Below are 20,709 nucleotides of genomic sequence, written 5' to 3' on the forward strand. Positions count from 1 at the left end.
AGCATGCGAATCGCCTTCGTCGACGGTGGCACCTACTACCACCACGCCACCTACAACGACCCGCAGTTGCACGCCTACTTCGACCGCAACCTCTACGCCCCGGAACTACCCGGCGCCGACCTCGACGACATCGACTGTCTCTACGTCGCCAGCCGGCAGAACCCCGAGGACCTGATGGCCGCGCAAGACACCATCGCCGCCTTCCTCGCCGCCGGCAAACTGGTGGTGGCCCTGGGCGAAAGCCGCGCCGACCTCTGGCTGCAAGGCGTACGCTGGCGCCCCTGCGAAACCAACTTCTGGTGGTGGCTGGAGCCCGGCGCCGACTCCGGCCTGCGCCTGGGCGCGGCCGACCACGGCCTGTTCGCCCACCTCGACCTGGCCGCCGCCACCTGGCACCGCCACGGCGAACTGCAGCCGCCGGAAGGCGCGATCTCCCTGGTGAATACCGTGGACGGCGGCTCGGTGCTCTACGACGACAGCGTCACCACGCCAGGGCGGATGATCGTCTCCACCCTGGATCCGTGCTACCACCATGGCAGCTATTTCATGCCGGCTACCACGCGCTTCCTGCATGGGTTCCTGCCGTGGCTGAAGGCAGGGGCCAGGGTTAGGTCAAACGGCGGATAACGCGGAACGTTATTCGCCCTACGCCAGGCCCCCGTAGGGCGCATAACCGTTCGCGGTTATCCGCCGCCTCACCTTCCTTGTCGGCAACGCCGTGGTTGAGCCTGGCGCGGCTCCGACGGCGGCTCCGTGCCCGGCACCGAGCGGAATGCGGCCAAGGTCAAACGGCGGATAACGCGGAGCGTTATTCGCCCTACGCCAGGCCCCACCGTAGGGCGCATGACCGTTCGCGGTTATCCGCCGCCTCACCTTCCTTGTCGGCAACGCCGTGGTTGAGCCTGGCGCAGCTCCGACGGCGGCTCCGTGCCCGGCACCGAGCGGAATGCGGCCAAGGTCAAACGGCGGATAACGCGGAGCGTTATTCGCCCTACACCAGGCCCACCCGTAGGGCGAATAACCGTTCGCGGTTATCCGCCGCCTCACCCATCGCCACGCCGGAATCGACCTTCGGCGACCTCAAATGGTCCGCGAGAAGCGCTCCCGCTGCTCGCCGCCCAGGTAGGCGTCGAAGGCCATCGCCACGCTGCGCATCATCAGCTGGCCCTGGGGCAGCAACAGCAGCCCGTCGTCATGCAGTTCCACCAGCCCGTCGTCGACCTGCTCCCGCAACTGCCGCAGCGAGTCCTCGAAGTACTCGGTGAAGCGGATGCCGTGGCGTGCCTCCAGCGGTGCGTAGTCGACCCGGCCGTGGCACATCAGCTCGCCTATCACCTCGCGGCGCAGGCGGTCGTCGTCGCTCAGGCGGTAGCCCTTGTGCACCGGCAGCAGGCCTTCGTCGAGGCGGGCGTAGTACTGGGAGAGTTCCTTCACGTTCTGCCCGTAGGTGTCGTCGACCTTGCTGATGGACGACACGCCCAGCGCGATCAGGTCGCAATCGGCGTGGGTCGAGTAGCCCTGGAAGTTGCGTTGCAGCGTGCCCTTGGCGCGGGCCACGGTCAGCTCGTCGTCGGGCAGGGCGAAGTGGTCCATGCCGATGTAGGCGTAGCCCTCCCCGGTCAGCCGGCCGATGGTCAGCTCCAGCAGTTCCAGCTTGCGCTCGGGCGGCGGCATGTCCTCGCGGCGGATCAGGCGCTGGGCGCGCACCCGCTCGGGCAGGTGGGCGTAGCTGTAGGCGGCGATGCGGTCGGGGCGCAGCGCGACTATCTTGCCCAGCGTGGTATCGAAGCTCTCCACCGTCTGCAGCGGCAGGCCGTAGATCAGGTCCACGGACACCGACTTGAAGCGCGCCTCGCGGGCGGCCTGGACGAGGTCGAAGATCTGCTGCTCGCTCTGCACGCGGTTGACCGCGGCCTGGACCTTCCCGTCGAAGTCCTGCACGCCGAAGCTCAGGCGGTTGAAGCCCTGGGCGCGCAGCTCGGCGATGCGCTCGCGGCTGATGGTGCGCGGGTCGACCTCGATGGAGAACTCGTGGTTGTCGCTCTCGTCGAGGTTGAAATGCTCGCGCAGGCAGTCCATCAGCTCGGCCAGCTGCTCGCTGGTCAGGTAGGTCGGCGTACCGCCGCCCAGGTGCAGCTGGGTGAGCTTGCGCTGGCCGTCGAACAGCGCCGCCTGCATGGCGATCTCGCGCTTGAGGTAGGCCAGGTACTCGACGGCGCGGTGGGTCTTCTGGGTGATGATCTTGTTGCAGGCGCAGTAGTAGCAGAGGCTCTTGCAGAACGGGATGTGGATGTACACCGAGAGCGGCTTGGCCGGTGCCTGGTTGCTGCGCCGAGCCGCCGCGCGGTAGTCGTCGGCGGCGAAGGCGCCATGGAACTGCGGCGCGGTGGGATAGGACGTATAGCGCGGCCCCGGGCGGTCGTACTTCTCCACCAGGGCGCGGTTGAAACTCATCGACTCAGGCATGACACGGCTCCTCTGGCTCGCCGTCCGTTGCGGCGGGCTTCGCGGGCAACGATACACCCGACCGGCTGCGTTGCTCCTGAGTGGGATCAAGAACCGCTCAGGCGCGCACGGCGGTTTCGTCCGTTCAGGATAGGCCTTTCCAGGATGGCAGGCGCCCGGGGCCTCGACGAGGTGACGGATGCCACTGGCGAAACCCATGGACCATGGCGATGGGTATCGCTTCGCTCCACGCTATCCTGCGAGGTCGCGCGCCGGACGCTGCAGAAATGGAAAGCCCCGCATCGCGGCAGGGCTTTCGAGCTTCAGGCGATATCGGCGAAGCGCTCGATATGTGGCTGCTCGCGGTGCCTGGCCTGCCAGATGTCATAGTCGGCCTGCACGCCGAGCCAGGTCCGCGCCGTGCCTATGCCGGCCAGCTCCAGGCGCACGGCCAGGTCCGGGCTGATGGGTGCGCGGCCGTGCAGGACGCGCGACAGGGTTTCACGTGCGAAGCCCAGGCGGCGGGCCAGTTCGGTGACGCTGATGGCAAGTGCCGGCAGCACGTCTTCGCGCAGGGTTTCGCCAGGATGTGGTGGATTGAACATGACCATGGGCGCCCCTCCTGTTCAGTGGTAATCAAGATAGTCGACGAAGCGTGATGCAATACATCACACCGATCAACAGGCAGATAGAAAACCCAATGGCGCAGGGCTGGTTATGCGTGGGAGAAGATGGGTATCGCTTCGCTCCACGCCATCCTGCGGTGGCGTTGCCCATGCAGCCGTAGGAGCGGGCCCTGCCCGCGAATCGCGCGCAGGGCGCGCTCCTACAGGTGGGACAGCGGTGTCGGCGTACAAGCGGACTCCGTCCGCGATCGGATTCACCGGCCACGCCGGACGCCCCGGTGGCGCGGCCGGCGGCGGACAACCGCGAACGGTTATTCGCCCTCCGTCCCCCTGCCCGCGAATCGCAGGCAGGCGGGCCGCCCTACCCGGCCAGCGCCTCGCCGCTCACGCGCAATACCCCGCTGTCGATCGCCAGGTGCACCAGCTCCGCGTGGGAACTGACCTGCAGCTTCTGCTTCAGCAGCGTCACATGGTTGGACACGGTCTTGGCGCTCACGCACAGGTGTTCGGCCACCTGGCGTACCGGCAGGCCGCGGGCGAGCATGACGAAGATTTCGAATTCGCGGCGGGTCAGGCCGTGCAGGCGCGGGTCGCCCTGTTCCAGGCCGCGGGGCTGGCAGGCCAGGCGGGTGGCCAGGGGTTGCTCGATGTAGAGCTGGCCGGCCAGCACCCGGCGCACCGCTTCCAGCAGCACCGCCGGGGCCGCGCCCTTGGTCACGTAGCCGGCGGCGCCGGCGTCCAGGGCCTGGCGGACCAGGGGCAGTTCGTCGTGCATGCTGAAGAACAGCACGCGCAGTTGCGGCAGGCGCTGGCGCAGGCGGCGGGTGACCTCCAGGCCGCTGATGCCCGGCAGGCCGATGTCGAGGATGACCAGCGCGGGGATTTCCCGCTGCACCGCCTGCAGCGCTTCCTCGCCGTCGGCCGCCTCCAGCACTTCCGCTTCCGGCAGCAGGCCGCGCAGCAGGGCGGCTATGCCTTCGCGCACCACGAAATGGTCGTCCACCAGCAGGATCTTCATCGCTTTTCTCCTCTCATGCCGCTGCCGGCAGCGGCACCCGCAGGCGCAGCGCCAGGCCCAGGCCGGGCTGGCTGCGCAGTTGCAGCTCGCCGCCCAGGCAGCGGGCGCGCTCGCGCATGGAGCGCAGGCCGATGCCGGCGCGTGGCGGGCCGTCGCTGCCGCGGCCGTCGTCGCGCACGCCCAGGTACAGGTAGCCGCCGCGCGCTTGCAGGCGTACCCACACGCGGCTGGCGCCGGCGTGGCGGGCGACGTTGGTCAGGGCTTCCTGCAGCAGGCGGTACAGGTGCGCTTTGGCGGCGTCGTTCAGGACCGGCAGACGCTCGGCCAGGTACAGGGTGCAGGCGATGCCCTGGCTGGCCTGCCAGTCCTCGACGTAGGCGCGCACCGCTTCGTCCAGGGCCAGGTGTTCCAGCACCACCGGGTAGAGGTCGCGGATCAGCGCCCGGAAGCTGTCGTTGAGGCCGCGGCAGTGCTGGTCCATGCGTTCCAGGGTGGGTTGCGCGGCGGGTTGGTCGTGGAGGCTGTGCAGCAGGAAGAGTTGCGCGCGGATGCCGGCCAGGTACTGGCCGATGTCGTCGTGCAGGGCCTGGGCCAGTTCCTGGCGCTCGCGCTCCTGCACGGCCAGCAGCGAGCGGGTCAGCTCGGCGTTTTCCTGGCAGGCGCGCTCCAGGGCCTCGGCCATGCCGTTGAAGCGCCCGGCCAGGCGCTGCGCCTCCGGCAGCGAATGGCCGGGCAGGCGCACCTGCAGGCGGCCCTGGGCGATCTCGCCGAACGCGGCCTGCAGCTGCTCCACCACCCGCAGCCCGCCATGCACCGCCCAGCGGATGGCCAGCAGGCTGACCGCCAGGGCCACGCCGAACAGCGCCAGCAACTGCACCAGGGAGTCGCGGACCTCGTCGATCTCGTCGCGCGGGTCCACGCTCAGCTGCACGCGGCGGCCGTCGGCCAGTTGCAGTGGCTCGGCACGGTACACGTCCGGGTACAGGCGCGCCGCCAGCCATTCGTCCAGCCAGCCGCGGGGCGCCGGCGGCGGCTGGTCGAGCCAGTGCACGCGCACGTGGCGCAGGCCGCCGGTCAGGCTCTGGTCGAGGCTGGCCGGGTTGCGCAGGGCCGCCTCGCGCAGGTATTCCACCACCGCGCGGGCGGCGTCCAGCTCGCGGCGCACGTCCTCGTCGCCCTGGTGCAGCAGCACGGCCACGCACAGCGCGGCCACCAGGGCGAAGAACAGCCCGACCAGCAGGTTGATCCGCCACAGCGCCGACATGGACGAACCTTACGGCCCCACGCGGCAGGGCTGGCCGGCGATGCAGACGGTGGGCACGCCGGGGCGGGTGTGCAGGCTGTACATGAAGTCGAAGCCCAGCAGGCTGAGGATCAGCAGGATGGGCAGTACCAGGGTGACGGCGATACGCATGGCTCGGCTCCCGTTGTCTTTGTTGTTGTAGGGCCATGCTAGGACGCGGCCGCGGGCGGCGATCTACTACCTTGGTACTGCCCCGGCGGTACTTTCTGCATATTTCCCGGCCCCTGGCGCGTTCCTATGCTGGCGACACAACAACAATGGAGTCGCCCATGCGCCAGTTCGCCCTGCACGGCGTGGCCTACCTGCTGGCGGTCGCCTGCGCCGCCCTGCTCTGCCTGGACGTGCGTGCCGAGGAGGCCCCGGCCGAGCTGCAGGTGCGCATCGCCTACCTCGGCTACACGCCCGACCCCGGCCCGCTGCTGTCGAACGTCATCCCCGAGCCCACCGACGCCGGCCTGCGCGGCGCGGAGCTGGCCATTGACGACAGCAATACCACCGGGCGCTTCCTCAAGCACCGCTACAGCCTGGTCACGGCCACCAGCGCCGATGCGCAGCAGCTGCTGGCCGAGGCGCGCAAGCTGCACGACGACGGCCTGCGCCTGTTCGTGGTCAACGCCCCGGCCGACAGCCTGCGCCAGCTGGCCGCCGCGCTGCCGGACAGCCTGCTGTTCAACGCCGGCGCCGCCGACGACGACCTGCGCGCCGACCAGTGCCCGGCCAATGTGCTGCACACCCTGCCCAGCCGGCTGATGCTGACCGACGCCCTCACCCAGTTCCTGGTGCTGCGCAAGTGGACGCGCTGGCTACTGGTGGTCGGCCAGCGCCCCGAGGACCAGGCCTACGCCGCCGCCCTGCGCCGCTCGGCCAGGCGCTTCGGGGCGAAGATCGTCGAGGAGAAGGCCTTCACCTTCGCCAACGATCAGCGCCGCAGCGCCCAGGCCGACATGCCGCTGTTCACCCAGGCCGACGACTACGACGCGGTGCTGGTGGCCGACGAGCACGGCGACTTCGGCGAGTACGTGCCCTACAACACCTGGCTGCCGCGCCCGGTGGCCGGCACCCAGGGCCTGGTGGCCACGGGCTGGCACAAGACGGTGGAGACCTTCGGCGCGGCGCAGCTGCAGAAGCGCTTCGAGGAACACGCCAGGCGCTGGATGAACGACCGCGATTTCGCCGCCTGGGTCGCCGTGCGCAGCGTAGCCAGCGCCGTGACGCGCCTGCGCAGCGCCGAACCCATGGCCATCCGCGCCCTGGCGCTGTCGCCGGACCTGCCGCTGGACGGCTTCAAGGGCTACCGGCTCAGCTACCGCCCCTGGGACGGCCAGCTGCGCCAGCCCATCCCCTGGTGCAGCCGCGCGCGCTGGTCAGCACCTCGCCGCAGGAAGGCTTCCTGCACCCCGAAAGCGAACTCGACAGCCTCGGCCTGGATGCCCCGGAAAGCCGCTGCCACCTCGCCGACGCCAAGCCCTGACTGGAGACACCCCATGTTCCGAGCCACCCTTTTCCGACCTGCCATGTTCCCAGCCACCCTGGCCCCTTCCCTGCTGGCCGCCGCGCTGAGCCTGGCGTCGCCGGCCTTCGCCGCCAAGGCCTACGTGTCCAACGAGAAGGACAACAACATCAGCGTCATCGACCTGGACAGCATGACCGTGACCGGCACCCTGGACACCGGCAAGCGCCCGCGCGGCCTAGCGCTGTCCCACGACAACAAGCTGCTGTACATCTGCGCGAGCGACTCCGACACCGTGCAGGTGATGGACCTGGCCAGCGGCAAGATCGTCAAGCAGCTGCCCTCCGGCGCCGACCCCGAGCAGTTCGCCCTGCACCCCAACGACCGCTGGCTGTACGTTTCCAACGAGGACGACGCGCTGGTGACCGTGGTGGACACCCAGACCGCCCAGGTGCTCGGCCAGATCGACGTGGGCGTGGAGCCCGAGGGCATGGCGGTGAGCCCCGACGGCAAGTGGGCGGTGAACACCAGCGAGACCACCAACATGCTGCACTGGATCGACACCGCCACGCAGAAGCTGGTGGACAGCACCCTGGTGGACCAGCGCCCGCGCCACGCGGAGTTCAACAAGGACGGCAGCCAGGTCTGGGTGTCGGCGGAGATCGGCGGCAGCGTCAGCGTGGTGGACGTGGCCAGCCGCAAGATCCTCAAGAGCCTGCGCTTCGCCATCAAGGGCGTGCACCCGGACAAGATCCAGCCGGTGGGCGTGAAGCTGACCAGCGACGGCAGGTACGCCTTCGTCGCCCTGGGCCCGGCCAACCACGTGGCGGTAGTGGATGCCAAGACCTTCGAGGTGCTCGACTACCTGCTGGTGGGCCGCCGCGTCTGGCACCTGGCGTTCAACCCGGACGAGAGCCTGCTGCTGGCCACCAATGGCGTCAGCGGCGACGTCTCGGTGATCGACGTGAAGGACCTCAAGGTGACCCGCTCGATCAAGGTCGGGCGCTACCCCTGGGGCGTGGTGGTGACGCCATGAACGCCCTGCGGGTGGCCGGCGTGGGCTTCGCCTATGGCGCGCGCCAGGCGCTGGAGGGCATCGACTTCGCCCTGCCGGCCGGACGCTTCACCGCCCTGCTGGGGCCCAACGGCGCCGGCAAGTCGACGCTGGTCGCCCTGCTCACGCGCCTGTACGACCTGCAACAGGGCGAGATCGAGGTATGCGGCTGCAGCCTGGCCCGCCAGCCGCGCCTGGCCCTGCGCCAGCTGGGCGTGGTGTTCCAGCAGAGCACCCTGGACCTGGACCTGAGCGTGGAGCAGAACCTGCGCTACCACGCCGCCCTGCACGGCCTGCCGCGGGCCCTGGCGGCCGAGCGCATCGAGCTGGAGCTGGCGCGCCAACAACTGCAGGAACGCCGCCGCGACAAGGTGCGTACCCTCAACGGCGGCCACCGCCGCCGCGTAGAGATCGCCCGCGCGCTGCTGCACCGCCCGCGCCTGCTGCTGCTCGACGAGGCCAGCGTGGGGCTGGACCCGGCGGCGCGCCAGGGGCTGAACGAACACGTGCGCCAGCTGTGCCGCGACGAGGGCCTGGCGGTGCTGTGGACCACCCACCTGCTGGACGAGGTGCGCGGCGACGACCGCCTGCTGGTGCTCGACCGCGGCCGCCTGGTGGCCCAGGGCGAAGCGGCCCAGGTCAGCGCCGCCGACGGCGGCGACCTGCCCCGCGCCTTCGCCCGCCTCACCCGCCTGGAGGCCTGCGCATGAGAGCCTACGACGCCATCGGCTTCGGCCCGGCCGCCTACTGGCAGTGCCTGCGCGGCATCGTGGTGCGCGAGTGGCTGCGCTTCGTGCTGCAGCGCTCGCGCTTCCTCAGCGCCCTGGTGCGCCCGCTGCTGTGGCTGCTGGTGTTCGCCGCGGGCTTTCGCGCCGCGCTGGGCATCTCGATCATCGAGCCCTACGACACCTACGTCACCTACGAGACGTACATAGTCCCCGGGCTGTGCTGCATGATCCTGCTGTTCAACGGCATGCAGGGCTCGCTGTCGATGGTCTACGACCGCGAGATGGGCAGCATGCGCGTGCTGCTCACCAGCCCGCTGCCGCGCGCCTTCCTGCTGGCCGGCAAGCTGCTGGCCACGGCGCTGGTGTCGCTGCTGCAGGTGTACGCCTTCCTCGCCATCGCCTGGCTCTACGGCGTGCAGCCGCCGGCCTGGGGGCTGCTGGCGGCGCTGCCGGCGCTGCTGCTGGCGGCCCTGCTGCTGAGCGCCCTGGGCCTGCTGCTGTCCAACGCCATCCGCCAACTGGAGAACTTCGCCGGGGTGATGAACTTCGTGATCTTCCCGCTGTTCTTCCTGTCCTCGGCGCTGTACCCGCTGTGGAAGATGCGCGAGGCCAGCGTGGGCCTGTACTGGCTGTGCGCGCTCAACCCCTTCAGCCATGCGGTGGAACTGGTGCGCTTCGCCCTGTACGAACGGCTGAACCCGCTGGCGCTGGCGGTGTGCCTGGGGCTGACGCTGCTGTTCGCGGGCCTGGCGGTGCTCACCTTCAACCCGCAGCACGCGGCGCTGCGCAAGGGGTGAAATCTCCTACTTTGGTACTGGATCAACCCTCCGGACGTCGAATTTCCAAAGCAGCGCCCCTGGCATGTAATGGCGGGCAGAAGAATAAATATCGAGATGCCACCATGCCTCGCCTAGCCCCTGCCCTGCTCTGCGCATTGCTGGGCCTGCCGCTGGCCCATGCGGACGAAGCGCTGTTCTCCAGCGACGGCTACCGCACCAGCCAGTACCGCAGCCCGACCCCGGCCAGCGCCGACCATGCCACCACCCTGGACACCGCCACCCTGCGCGCGCTGCTCGAGCGCGAGCCGCGTACGCGCCTGGTGGACGTGTACCGCCGCACCTGGCTCAACGGCCAGTTCGTGGCCAACGAAGCGCACCGCAACCTGCCCGGCAGCCTGTGGCTGGCCAACACCGGCGACGGCGTGCTGAGCGCGCCCTGGCTGGCCTACTTCCGCGAGAACCTGCGGCAACTCAGCGAGGGCGACCCGACGCGCCCGCTGGTGTTCTACTGCCGCTCGGACTGCTGGGCGAGCTGGAACGCGGTCAGGCGCGCCCACGCGCTGGGCTATTCCAACCTCTACTGGTACCGTGACGGGGTGGACGCCTGGGAACAGGCCGGCCTGCCCCTGCAGGACGCCCAGCCACGGCCCTTCCCCTGAGCGCAACCCAACGGCTAGCCGCCGCCATAACGACAACAACGAGGTGTAGGCCATGTACAAGATCCTGATCGCCGACGATCACCCGCTGTTCCGCGAGGCCATCCACAACGTCATCGCCGACGGCTTCCCCGGCAGCGAAGTGATGGAGACCGCCGACCTGGACAGCGCCCTGGGCCTGACCCAGGAACACGACGACCTGGACCTGATCCTGCTCGACCTGAACATGCCCGGCATGCACGGCCTGAGCGGCCTGATGAACCTGCGCAACGAGGCGCCGACCATCCCGGTGGTGATCGTCTCCGCCGAGCAGGACAAGCAGGTGGTGCTGCAGGCCATCACCTACGGCGCGGTGGGCTTCATCACCAAATCCTCGCCGCGGGCGCAGATGACCGAGGCCATCGAGCAGATCCTCAACGGCAACGTCTACCTGCCCTCGGACATCATCCGCACCCAGAAGGCCTCGCCGCGGCGCAGCGGCCACGAGGAGCACGGCATCCCCCCGGAACTGCTTCAGGCGCTGACGCGCAAGCAGCTGCTGGTGCTGGAGCGCATGACCAAGGGCGAGTCGAACAAGCAGATCGCCTACAACCTGGAGATCGCCGAGACCACGGTGAAGGCCCACGTCTCGGCCATCCTGCGCAAGCTCAAGGTGCACAACCGGGTGCAGGCCATCCTCAGCGCCGGCGACATCGACTTCGCCGCCTACCTGCGCCGCTAGGGAGCGCCCATGCCCGCTTCGCGCACCCTGCTCCTGACCGCCCTGGCCATGCTGGCGTTCGCCGGCAACTCGCTGCTCTGCCGCCTGGCGCTCAAGGCCACCCAGCTCGACGCGGTGAGCTTCACCGGCGTGCGCATCCTCTCCGGCGCGCTGATGCTCGGCCTGCTGCTGCGCCTGCGCGGCCGGGCCGGCCAGGCCCGCGGCAACTGGCGGGCGGCGGCGGCGCTGTTCACCTACGCCGCGGCCTTCTCCTATGCCTACGTGCAACTGGACGCCGGCACCGGCGCGCTGCTGCTGTTCGGCGCGGTGCAGGTGACCATGCTGGTGGTCGGCCTGCTGCGCGGCGAACGCCTGGCCGGCCAGGCCCTGCTGGGCTTCGGCCTGGCCCTGGGCGGCCTGCTGGTGCAACTGCTGCCCGGCGCCGGCGCACCGCCCCTGGCCGGCGCCCTGCTGATGCTGCTGTCGGGCGTGGCCTGGGGCCTGTACTCGCTGCTGGGCCGCAACGCGGGCGATCCGCTGGCGGTGACTACTGGCAACTTCGTCCGCGCAATAGCCTTCGCGGCCGTGCTGGCCCTGGTGTTCCATGGCCAGTTGCGCGCGGATGTGCCTGGGGTCGTCTACGCGGTGCTGTCCGGGGCGCTGGCTTCGGGGATTGGCTATGCCATCTGGTATGCGGCGCTGCCGGGGTTGTCGGCGATCCAGGCGGCTTCGGTGCAGTTGAGCGTGCCGGTGCTGGCGGCGTTGTCCGGGGCGCTGGTGCTGGGGGAGCATATCGGGGTGCGGTTGTTGCTGGTGTCTTGTGCGGTGCTGGGCGGGATTGCGCTGATCCTGCGCGCCAAGGTTCGCGCGCCGGCTGTGCAGCGGGCCTGAACACTGGTTGGCTTTTCGTAGGAGCGAGCTTGCTCGCGAACCGGCCTCCCGGTGACTCCGCTGCTGAACCAACCTCCGTTCCCTCTCCCTAACCCTCTCCCTGAAGGGAGAGGGGACCGTTCGGAGTGAAGTGTGATTTCGGCGCTCGCCGGCCACGTCGGTGTTGCCGGGTGGCACGAAAACCATCGGCGGCACGGATAGCCCCCTCTCCCTTCAGGGCGGGGCGCGCAGCCGAGGGCTGGGGAGAGGGTCGCGGACCCAACCCCTGCGCCAAAGTCGAACCTGATCCGTTATTACGCGACCACCACAACCTGCTACTCCACTGCCAAACCCACCCTCGCTCCCTCTCCCTAACCCTCTCCCTGAAGGGAGAGGGGACCGTTCGGCGTGAAGTGTGATTTCGGCGCTCGCCGGCCACGCCGGTGTTGCCGGGTGGCACGAAAACCACCGGCGGCACGGATAGCCCCCTCTCCCTTCAGGGAGAGGGCTGGGGAGAGGGTCGCGGACCCAACCCCTGCGCCAAAGTCGAACCTGATCCGTTATTACGCGACCACCACAACCTGCTACTCCACTGCCAAACCCACCCTCGCTCCCTCTCCCTAACCCTCTCCCTGAAGGGAGAGGGGACCGTTCGGAGTGAAGTGTGATTTCGGCGCTCGCCGGCCACGTCGGTGTTGCCGGGTGGCACGAAAACCACCGGCGGCACGGATAGCCCCCTCTCCCTTCAGGGAGAGGGCTGGGGAGAGGGTTGCGGACCCAAACCCGGCACCGAAGCCGAACCTTCGCCACCACGGCCGGTGGATAACCGCGAACGGTTATCCGCCCTACCCGACCCACCCACCATTCCCATGTAGGAGCGCGCCCTGCGCGCGAAAATCGCGGGCAGGGCCCGCTCCTACAGGTACAGCGCCAGCCTCAGCCAGCCCTGTCCATCAAATGGCACAACGCCGTCTTCAGCTTCATCGGCCTGACCGGCTTGTGCATCAGCGTATGGCCCAGCTCGCGCACCTGCTGCTTGAGTTCGTTGCTGTAGTTGGCGGTGATCATCAGCGCCGGCAGCGGCGTGCCGCGGCGGGCGTTGATCGAGGCCACCGCGTCCACGCCGTTGCAGCCGTCGTCCAGGTGGTAGTCGACGATCAGCAGGTCGGACTCGGCGTGGAAGTTGTCCACCTGGCGCGCCAGGTCCTCTTCCGATAGCGCCGTGACCACCCGGCAGCCCCAGGCCTCCAGCAGCGTGCGCATGCCGGCGCAGATGGCCGCGTCGTTGTCCAGCACCCACACTCGCGAGCCGCGCAGGCGTTCCACCAGATGCTCGGCCTGCTGCGCCGGCTCCGGCCGGGTGCGGGCCACGCGGCGGGCCAGGGGCACCTCGACGGCGAAGCGCGAGCCCTTGCCGGGCACCGAGCCGACCTGGATGCGGTGGCCGAGCATGCGTGCGATCTTCTCGACGATCGCCAGCCCCAGGCCCAGGCCGCGGTCCTGGTTGGAGCGCTGGGTGTCGCCGCGCTTGAACTCCTGGAAGATCTCGCCGAGCTTGTCGGCGGGGATGCCCATGCCGGTGTCCCAGACCTCGATCCACAGGCTCTGCCGGCGCCGTCGGCAGCCCAGCAGCACGCGCCCGCTGGGGGTGTAGCGGATGGCGTTGGACAGCAGGTTGCGCAGGATCCGCGCCAGCAGTTGCATGTCGCTGCGCACCTGGGCGCCGCAGGCCACGTAGTCCAGGCGCAGGCCCTCGCTGGCGGCCACCTGGCGGTATTCGGCGGCGAGGTTGCCGAGCAGTTCGCTGACCTCGAAGGGCGCGATGTCCGGCTTGATCACCCCGGCGTCGAGCTTGGAGATGTCCACCAGGGTGCCCAGCAGGTTCTCCACGTCCTCCAGCGAGTGGCTGATGTTGCGCACCAGGCCGTCGCCGCCGCGCTCCTGCAGGGCGCTGGTGAACAGCCGCGCGGCGTTCAGCGGCTGCAGCAGGTCGTGGCTGACGGCGGCGAGGAACTTGGTCTTCGACAGGTTGGCCTGTTCGGCCTCGCGCTTGGCCTCGCGCAGGCGCGCCTCGACCTGGCTGCGCTCGTCGATCTCGCGCTTGAGCTGGTCGTTCAGGCTGGTCAGCTCGGCGGTGCGCTCGCGCACCCGCTGTTCCAGGTTCTGGTAGGCCTGGTGCAGGGCCTCGGCGGTGCGGCGGCGCTCGGTGATGTCACGGATCAGCACGAAGAGCCCGGCGACCTGGCCGTCGGCCTGGCGGTTGGGCACGTAGGAACGCTGCATGTAGCGCTCCTGCCCGGCGAGGTTGGTCTCGGCGATCTCGAAGGTCACGCTCTCGCCCGACAGCGCCCGCTCGAAGTAGGGCTCCAGGCGCTGGCAGTGCTCGGCGCTGTGCACGTCGCGCAGGTTGCGCCCGAGCATCGAGCCGCTGGGCCAGCGGTACCACTGCTCGTAGACCTTGTTGGTGAATTCGTAGTTGAGGTCGGCGCTGAGGTAGGCGATCAGCGCCGGCACCTGGTCGGTGATCAGGCGGATCCAGCGTTCGCTCTCGCGCAGCGCCTCGGCGTGGCGGTAGCGCTCGGTGATGTCGGTGAAGGTGTTGACGAAGCCGCCGGTGGGCAGCGCATGGGTGCGGATCTCCAGCATGCGGCCGTCGAACAGGCGCTGCTCCAGGGCCGCCAGGGGCGCGCCGGAAGCGTCGCGGCTGCGCGGGGTGAGCAGCGGCAGGCCGCTCTCGCCCATGACGTCGGCGAAGGGCCGGTGCGCGCCGATCGGCGCCAGCCCGCAGAGCTCCAGGAAGCGCCGGTTCCACAGCTCCAGCGTGCCCTCGGCGCCGACCATGGCCACGCCCTGGGACAGGTTGTCCACGGCGCGCTGCAGCAGGTGCGACTTCTGCGCCACCGCCTGTTCGCGGCGCGCGGTCTCGCTGAGCTTGATCTCGGTGATATCGGTGTAGAGCACCACCAGGCCGCCGTCGCGGGTCGGCCGTTCGCTCATGCGCACCCAGCGGTCGTTGCGCAGGCGGTAGAGGGTGTGTTCGTCGTCGCTGCTGCGCTGCTCCTCGACGATCAGCCCGCTGCTCTGCGCCAGGCGGCGCACTTCGCTCAGCCGGGTGCCGGCGCCCAGGCGCGCGCGGGTGGGCGCCCAGAGCGCGCGGAAGCGTTCGTTGAACAGCACGATGCGCTGCTGCGGGTCGAACAGCACGAAGGCGTCGGAAATGCTCTCGATGGCGTCCAGCAGGTGCTGGTGGGCGGTCTCGGCGCGCAGGCGGGCATCGCTGAGCAGCTGGTTGCTGGACTTCAGCTCGGCCATGGCCTGGCTCAGCGCGTCGGTGCGTTCACGCACCTGCTCGGCCAGCACCACCGAGTGCTGGAAAGCCCCGTAGGCGCCGTCGCCGGGCGAGGCGCTGGACTCGATGCGCTCGATCAGCGCGGTGTTGATGCGCTGCAGCTTGAGCTTGTCGCGCTCGAGCGCCTCGATGCGCGCCTGCAGCTCAGCCGGCTGCGCCGCCACGGGGACGGCCAATGGCGACACCGGTGAAGGTCTGGTTGATGTGCATGCCATTGAATTGCTCTCCGTAGGTGTTGAAGCCGATCACCTGCTGGTGGCGGAGAAACTCGGCGGTGGCTGCGGTGTCGCCCGCCACTTCCAGCTCCAGGCGGCGCAGGAAGCAGTCGCAGCCGATGGTCAGCAGCGGCGGGCCGAGGCGTTCGTGCAGGCGCGCGAACTGCGCCCGCAGGTTGGGCAGCAGGGGCCCGGTGCTCATGGCGGTGAGGACGATGCCGTTCTCCACCGCGCAGTAGAAGGTCAGGCTGAAGTCGTCGTTGACCTGCTGGATGGAGCGCACGTAGTACTGGTCCTTGATGCGCACCGCCAGCGGGTGGCGGGAGAACAGCTCGAAGCTCAGCGCCTGGGGCTCCACGCCGACCAGCCGGGCGTACTCCAGGGCCGCCGGCTCGGCATTGAGTTCCAGCACCCGGCGGCTGGCGCTGTCGGCGCGGGTCACCACCAGCTTCTCGCCGCGCGGCACCACGTGGTGGGTGGTGAACACCTCGAAGTCGAGCCAGGTGTTGAACAGCAGCACCACCGCCGCACCGGTGTGGAACTGGCCCTGGTAGTAGACGTGGGTGTGGGTGAGGTGGTTGTCGTCGCCGGCCGAGCCGCCGAAGTGCGGGATGGCGCCGAGCGCCGCGCTGAGCGCCGCCAGCACCACCTCCTCACGGCTGGACAGGCCGTCGAGAAGGGTCAGGGCGAAGCTGTGGTCCTTGATCGGCGCCAGCTCGCTGCTGCGGCAGTCGGCCACCAGGGCCTCCACCAGCTGCTGCGCGTCGATCAGGCTGAAGCGCTCCATCTCGTCGATCAGCGCGCTGGCCACGGCGAAGCTGCGCACGTCGAAGCCCACCGCGCTGACGCAGCCGCGGCCGTAGCCCTGGGGGTGATCTCGCCGGCGGTGGTGCAGCCGACCAGCTCGATGCCGCCGAAGTACTGCTCCAGGGCGGCGGCCAGGGCCGGCAGGTCGTGCTCGGCGGAACAGAAGAACAGCACGAAGCCCAGGTGCGGGTGGATCAGCTGGCGCGCCAGGTCCTGGGCCACCGCCTCCGCGTCGCGGGCACTGGACATGCCCCTGACCACGCCTTCCCCCTGCCCTTCCTGCATACGCCTGCCTCAACGCCGGTTGACCTCGCGAGCATTCTACGAAGGCGCCCGGCGCGGCCCCATGCTACTTGGGTGCTGGCGGGGACCTCCGAAAGGCGTAGCTCCGTGTCATTCGCAGGAACGCGCCCTGCGCGCGATTCGCGGTACAGCGAACAGCGGAGTCAGGTTCAGCTGCGGAGCGGGGGTTGGAGTCCGCAGCCCTCTCCCTTCAGTTTCGTAGGGCGCATAACACCTACGGCGTTATCCGCCGAATCGCGGACGGAGTCCCCTACCCTGCCGGGGGCACTGCTTCTCGTAGGAGCGAGCTTGCTCGCGAACAGGCTCCGCTGCGGGGCTTATTCGCGAGCAAGCTCGCTCCTACGAAGAGCACATCGGCGCAGCCGGCAAGACAGTTGCTCCTACGGTTCCGGGAAGCACTGGCGTAGGAGCGGACTCCGTCCGCGATGGCCCGCCGCGCGCAGAAGGCCGTGGATGGACCCCGCCCGCCCTGCCTGCAAAAAAAACGGCGGGCCGACGTCACCGTCGCCCCGCCCAATTGCTGCCAAAGGAGCTCGGGAATTACCAGTTCAGTACCGCGCCAACCGCGAAGGTGTCGGTGTCCTCGCTCACCAGCGAGCCCTTGCGGCCGTCGATCTCGTACTGGTTGTACTCGGCCACCAGCTTGAGGTTGTCGTTGATGGTGCGGAAGTAGGCGATGCCGCGGGTGGAGTAGTCGGCCGCGCTGCCCAGGCCGTTGCCGTCGTCCTCGGTCTTGCCGTAGGACAGCGCCACGCGGTTCTTGCCCCAGCTGTAGGAGCCCTGCAGCAGCATGCCGCGGCTGTCCACCTCGCGCAGCGCGGCTTCGCCGGCGTTGTTGGTGAAGAAGGGGTTGATGCCCTTGGCGGTGAAGCCCGAGCCGGTCAGCGACACGCCGCCGAACTTGGCCTGGATGCCGTAGCCCAGGCCCTTGGAGGTGACGTCGTCGACCTGGTCGTTGGTGTTCTTCGAGGTCTGGTAGGCGCCGTTGACCCAGCTGTAGATCTGCGCGCCGGCCAGGTCGAACTGGTAGCTGATCTCGCTCTCGTAGCGCGGGTTGTCCTGGTAGGCCTTGTCGTCCAGGCCGTCGCTGGCGTCCTTGTCGATCTGGTTGGTGTCGATCGGGTCCATGATGCCCACCGCCACGCGCAGGCCGTCCACCAGGTTGTTGTTGCGGTAGGTGATCTGCGAGGTGGGGAACGGGTACGGGTAGCCGGTGCCGATGTTGCCGAAGGACACGCCCTTGCCGTCCACCAGGCCGAGGGTGTCGCTGGCGTTGCCGAAGCCGGCCAGCAGTTCGTCGAGGAAGATGTTGGAACGCGAGAACAGGCCGAAGTCCTTGCCGATCAGCACCTCGCCCCAGTCGCCGGCCACGTTGCCGTAGAACTGCCGCACGTCGATGGCGGTGTCGGTGCCGTCCTGCTCGCTGTCGTTGATGGTCACCCAGAACGAGGAACGCCCGGTGAGGGTCAGGCCGTCGATCTTCTTGCCGAAGTTGAAGCCGATGTAGTTGGGCAGGAAGCCCATCTTCACCCGCGACTGGCGGCGGTCGTAGGTCTCGCCCTCGCGGTCCACGTCGCTGTTGACGTAGAAGGCGTTGAAGTAGCCGTCGGTGGAGAAGGTGGTGTCGTCCTTGTCGTACAGCTTGATGTCGGCGACGGCCGGCAGGCAGCCCAGGCTGCCCAGCGAGGCCAGGGCCAGGGGCAGGAAACGGCGAATGGCGGTGTTGTTCTTGTTCATGACGCGCTCCGCAGGGGATGGATGACCGTTCGGGGTCGTGGCGGAGGCGATTATCGAAACGGCTTGCGCGGCGCCATACGCTGCTTTGGGCGCGCTTCGGCGCTGCTTGCGTGGGGCTTGCCGGAGCGCTGCGCAAGGCCATGGCACCAGGCCACCACAAGGCTCGGCGCCTTGGTCGCGGGGGTAGCGGCACCTTGGCAGCGGGCCTTGCGGCGCAGGACCAAAGTCGCAGGCGTACGTGCCCGGGGCGGTATGCCCGGGCAGCGGTGGAAGGAGGGTTGGAGGGGCTCAGGCGCGGTTGGTCAGCAGCCAACTGCCGCCCTGCTCGCCCAGCAAGGCGGCGTGGGCGGCCAGGAGGTCGGAGCGGGTCATGCGCCGGGCCGCCTCGGCCACGCGTTTCGCGTGGTCGGCGGCGACGCCGGCGAGCTGGTCGCGCCAGGCCGCGTCCTCGCCGGCGGGCTCGTGGGCCAGGGCGTTGGCGAGGTCGTGCAGGCGGGCCTCGGGCAGTTCGCCCAGGGAAGCGGCGGCGCTTTCCAGGAAGGCGCGCAGGTGGCCATACAGGGCCTCCGGCTGCGTGTGCGGCGACTGCACCGCGAACAGCAGCCCGCGCCAGCCGGCCACCTGGCGGAAGCCGCAGAACAGCGCGTAGCCCAGGTTCAGCTCGACGCGCAGGCGCTGGTAGAAGCCGCCCTCCAGCTCGCGCGCCAGCAGCCGCCAGGCGGCCTCCTGCGCCGCGCCACGTCCTGGCAGCGGGCAGAACAGCAGCAGCGCCGCCTCGCCCTCGCCCGCTACGACGCGGCGATGGTAGCCCGCGGCCAGGGCCGGCGGCAGCAGAGGCTGCGTCGTCGGCAGGCCGGGTACCCGGCTCGCCTGGGGTGGCTCGGCATGGCGGGCCAGCACGTCCCAACGCGCCGCGGACCAGTCCGGCAGGCCCTCGCCCTCACCCGCCAGGCTGGCCGGCAAGGCGTCGAGCAGGCGGCGGATCGGCAGTTCGGCGGCCTTGCGCTGTAGCTCGCGCTGCAGCAGGCGTTCGCCCTGGGCGGCCAGCGCCGCGGGGGGCTCGGCCAGCAGCGCCAGGGCGCGGTCCAGGCAGCTTTGCAGGCGGTCGGCCGGGCCCTGCAGGCCCAGGGCCCAGTCGGCGCCCTCCTCGTCCAGGCGCAGGCTCACGCCACTGCGCCGCGCCAGCCCGGCCAGCGGGCGCAGGCCGTGGCGCAGGGCGAGGAAGTGGCTGCGGGCCGGCACATTCGGGAAGCGCCAGCGCAGGTGCAACGTACCCGCCGGCGCTGTGCTGGCCGGTGCCGGCGCCTCGAAGCGCCAGGCCCGGGGGGCGAAGTCCAGGGGCTTGGCCGGCCCGCGCCTGAGCTGCAGTTCGAAGCCGGCCACGCAGGTGGGCCGGCCCGGCGCATCCGGCGCGACCAGCAGGCGGACCGGGCGCGAAGCGTCCAGCGCCGCCAGCCACTGCGGCACGACCGGCGCCGGCAGGCCGCGGGCCCGCTGGCGCAATTGCTCCAGGGGCGCCAGGTGATGCCATTCGGCCGGCACCAGCGCCTCGCCGCTGCCACTGCACAGTGCACGCAGCCAATCGAGGAAGGCCGCTTCGACGGTCGGCGCATGCCGGGCCTGCGCCAGCTCGAAGGTCACGGCCAACAGCGCCTGCCCCGCTGCGCGGTAGGCCACCCGGAGGGCCGCCGCATCGCACAACCCCCGCTCCCCCAGCCAGGCCAGCAGCCCGCCAGCCGCCTCGTCGGCCAGCAGGCCGGCCAGGGCGTCGAGGGTCTGTTCGGCGGCGGCGTCCAGCTCATCCACGGCGAAGCCCAGCACCAGGCGCGGCGCACCGGGCAGGCGCAGGTGGAGCCAGTCCTCCGCCAACGGCGCCAGGGCCGGAGGGCGCTCGCGGGCCGGCAGCTGGCCGGCCGGCCAGCCCTCGCAATACCTGGCGGCGAGCGCCTGCAATTCGTCGAGCGACTGCGGCCCCTGCAGCCACAGCTGCAGGTTGCCAGGCTGGTAGAAGCTGCCGTGGAAGTCTCGCAGCGCGCGCTGGAAGCCCTCCTCTTCCACCGCCAGGCTGGCACGCCGGCCGGCCACGAAACGGCGCAGCGGATGCCCCTCGGCCACCCCGGCGGCCAGGGCCGCGTCGATCAGGGTGCCGGCATCGGTCGCGCGGGCGATGTACTCCGCTTCCAGCACCTCGCGCTCGCCGAGCTGCGCGCCGGCCTCCGGCAGCGGGCCGGCCAGCATGTCCGCCAGGCGCGCCAGGCCCCCGTCCAGCGCCGCGGCGGGCACCTCGAAGAAGTAGTCCGTGGTGCGTGCCAGGGTGCTGGCATTCAGGCGCCCGCCCCGCGCCTGCACCCAGGGCATCAGCCGCTCGCCCGCGGCGAAGCGCGCGCCGCCAAGGAACAGCAGGTGCTCGAGGAAATGCGCAAGCCCCGGGTGCGCCGGCGGCTCGTCATGGCTGCCGGCCGCCACCCGCACCAGGGCGGCGGCGCGGGTGGCCTGCGGATCGTGCACCAGGGTCAGCCCCAGGCCGTTGGCCAGGACGACCTGGCGGGCCTGCGGGGGCGTGGCGTTGCGGTTCATGGGCAATCCAGTGGTGTTCTGCCGCCACCTTACCCGCACGCCGGAGGAAGGGAATAGTGCTTTGGAGGGGTCAGGAGCCGCTGGCGCTGATG

At 70.0% G+C, this 20,709-nt stretch carries 15 protein-coding genes and 2 pseudogenes; 8 read left to right on the plus strand and 9 right to left on the minus strand.

The features are described from left to right. Positions 1–3 precede the first annotated feature (3 nt). Positions 4–627, plus strand: a complete 624-nt coding sequence (locus PKO50_RS18080) for a hypothetical protein (protein WP_109933717.1) — start codon at positions 4–6, stop codon at positions 625–627. A gap of 453 nt (positions 628–1,080) precedes the next feature. Here the strand turns inward: PKO50_RS18080 and hemN are convergent, their stop codons facing one another. From hemN to PKO50_RS18105, 5 genes are all read right to left on the minus strand, one after another. Further along, positions 1,081–2,466 (minus strand): oxygen-independent coproporphyrinogen III oxidase, encoded by a 1,386-nt coding sequence (gene hemN, locus PKO50_RS18085; protein WP_109933718.1) that lies wholly within the window; start codon positions 2,464–2,466, stop codon positions 1,081–1,083. A 302-nt stretch (positions 2,467–2,768) separates the two neighbouring features. Further along, positions 2,769–3,056 (minus strand): HigA family addiction module antitoxin, encoded by a 288-nt coding sequence (locus PKO50_RS18090; protein WP_089392284.1) that lies wholly within the window; start codon positions 3,054–3,056, stop codon positions 2,769–2,771. A gap of 376 nt (positions 3,057–3,432) precedes the next feature. Further along, entirely contained in the window at positions 3,433–4,089 is a 657-nt protein-coding gene (locus tag PKO50_RS18095) for a response regulator transcription factor (protein WP_089392283.1), read from the minus strand. A gap of 13 nt (positions 4,090–4,102) precedes the next feature. Continuing rightward, on the minus strand, positions 4,103–5,353 hold the full coding sequence (locus PKO50_RS18100; RefSeq protein ID WP_275626817.1) for an ATP-binding protein: 1,251 nt from the start codon (positions 5,351–5,353) through the stop codon (positions 4,103–4,105). Positions 5,354–5,362: 9 nt separating this feature from the next. Next, on the minus strand, positions 5,363–5,503 hold the full coding sequence (locus PKO50_RS18105; RefSeq protein WP_167364804.1) for a hypothetical protein: 141 nt from the start codon (positions 5,501–5,503) through the stop codon (positions 5,363–5,365). A 158-nt stretch (positions 5,504–5,661) separates the two neighbouring features. Between PKO50_RS18105 and PKO50_RS18110 the strand changes: the two are divergent. The 7 genes and pseudogenes from PKO50_RS18110 (at position 5,662) to PKO50_RS18140 (ending at position 11,650) form a co-directional block, all read left to right on the plus strand. Next, positions 5,662–6,863: pseudogene (locus PKO50_RS18110) on the plus strand (ABC transporter substrate-binding protein). A gap of 43 nt (positions 6,864–6,906) precedes the next feature. Next, positions 6,907–7,878, plus strand: coding sequence for a YVTN family beta-propeller repeat protein (locus PKO50_RS18115; protein WP_275626818.1), 972 nt, complete (start codon positions 6,907–6,909; stop codon positions 7,876–7,878). Next, the gene (locus PKO50_RS18120) at positions 7,875–8,606 is read left to right on the plus strand and encodes an ABC transporter ATP-binding protein (RefSeq protein WP_275626819.1); all 732 of its coding nucleotides are present in this window, start codon (positions 7,875–7,877) and stop codon (positions 8,604–8,606) included. Before PKO50_RS18115 ends, PKO50_RS18120 begins: the two co-directional genes overlap by 4 nt. Next, entirely contained in the window at positions 8,603–9,421 is an 819-nt protein-coding gene (locus PKO50_RS18125) for an ABC transporter permease (RefSeq protein ID WP_275626820.1), read from the plus strand. The genes PKO50_RS18120 and PKO50_RS18125 overlap by 4 nt, the downstream gene beginning before the upstream one ends. Positions 9,422–9,525: 104 nt before the next feature. Then, the gene (locus PKO50_RS18130) at positions 9,526–10,062 is read left to right on the plus strand and encodes a PQQ-dependent catabolism-associated CXXCW motif protein (protein ID WP_275626821.1); all 537 of its coding nucleotides are present in this window, start codon (positions 9,526–9,528) and stop codon (positions 10,060–10,062) included. 52 nt (positions 10,063–10,114) lie between these two features. After that, on the plus strand, positions 10,115–10,780 hold the full coding sequence (gene agmR / locus PKO50_RS18135) for a response regulator AgmR (protein WP_058070436.1): 666 nt from the start codon (positions 10,115–10,117) through the stop codon (positions 10,778–10,780). A gap of 9 nt (positions 10,781–10,789) precedes the next feature. Continuing rightward, positions 10,790–11,650: a DMT family transporter gene (locus PKO50_RS18140; RefSeq protein ID WP_109936002.1), complete on the plus strand. Its 861-nt coding sequence runs from the start codon at positions 10,790–10,792 to the stop codon at positions 11,648–11,650. Positions 11,651–12,565: 915 nt separating this feature from the next. On the opposite strand, the gene nahK is transcribed toward PKO50_RS18140, so the two are convergent. The 4 genes and pseudogenes from nahK to pqqF all read right to left on the minus strand — a co-directional run bounded on the left by nahK (position 12,566) and on the right by pqqF (position 20,617). After that, entirely contained in the window at positions 12,566–15,193 is a 2,628-nt protein-coding gene (nahK, locus tag PKO50_RS18145; RefSeq protein ID WP_275626822.1) for a hybrid sensor histidine kinase/response regulator NahK/ErcS', read from the minus strand. After that, positions 15,123–16,285, minus strand: a pseudogene (gene nosP, locus PKO50_RS18150) (nitric oxide-sensing protein NosP). Before nosP ends, nahK begins: the two are co-directional and overlap by 71 nt. 558 nt (positions 16,286–16,843) lie before the next feature. Beyond that, positions 16,844–18,040, minus strand: a complete 1,197-nt coding sequence (locus tag PKO50_RS18155; protein ID WP_275626823.1) for a porin — start codon at positions 18,038–18,040, stop codon at positions 16,844–16,846. A gap of 288 nt (positions 18,041–18,328) precedes the next feature. Then, on the minus strand, positions 18,329–20,617 hold the full coding sequence (gene pqqF, locus PKO50_RS18160) for a pyrroloquinoline quinone biosynthesis protein PqqF (RefSeq protein WP_275626824.1): 2,289 nt from the start codon (positions 20,615–20,617) through the stop codon (positions 18,329–18,331). Positions 20,618–20,709: the final 92 nt, after the last annotated feature.

Source organism: Pseudomonas sp. 273, from assembly GCF_029201425.1.
GTDB lineage: Bacteria > Pseudomonadota > Gammaproteobacteria > Pseudomonadales > Pseudomonadaceae > Pseudomonas > Pseudomonas delhiensis.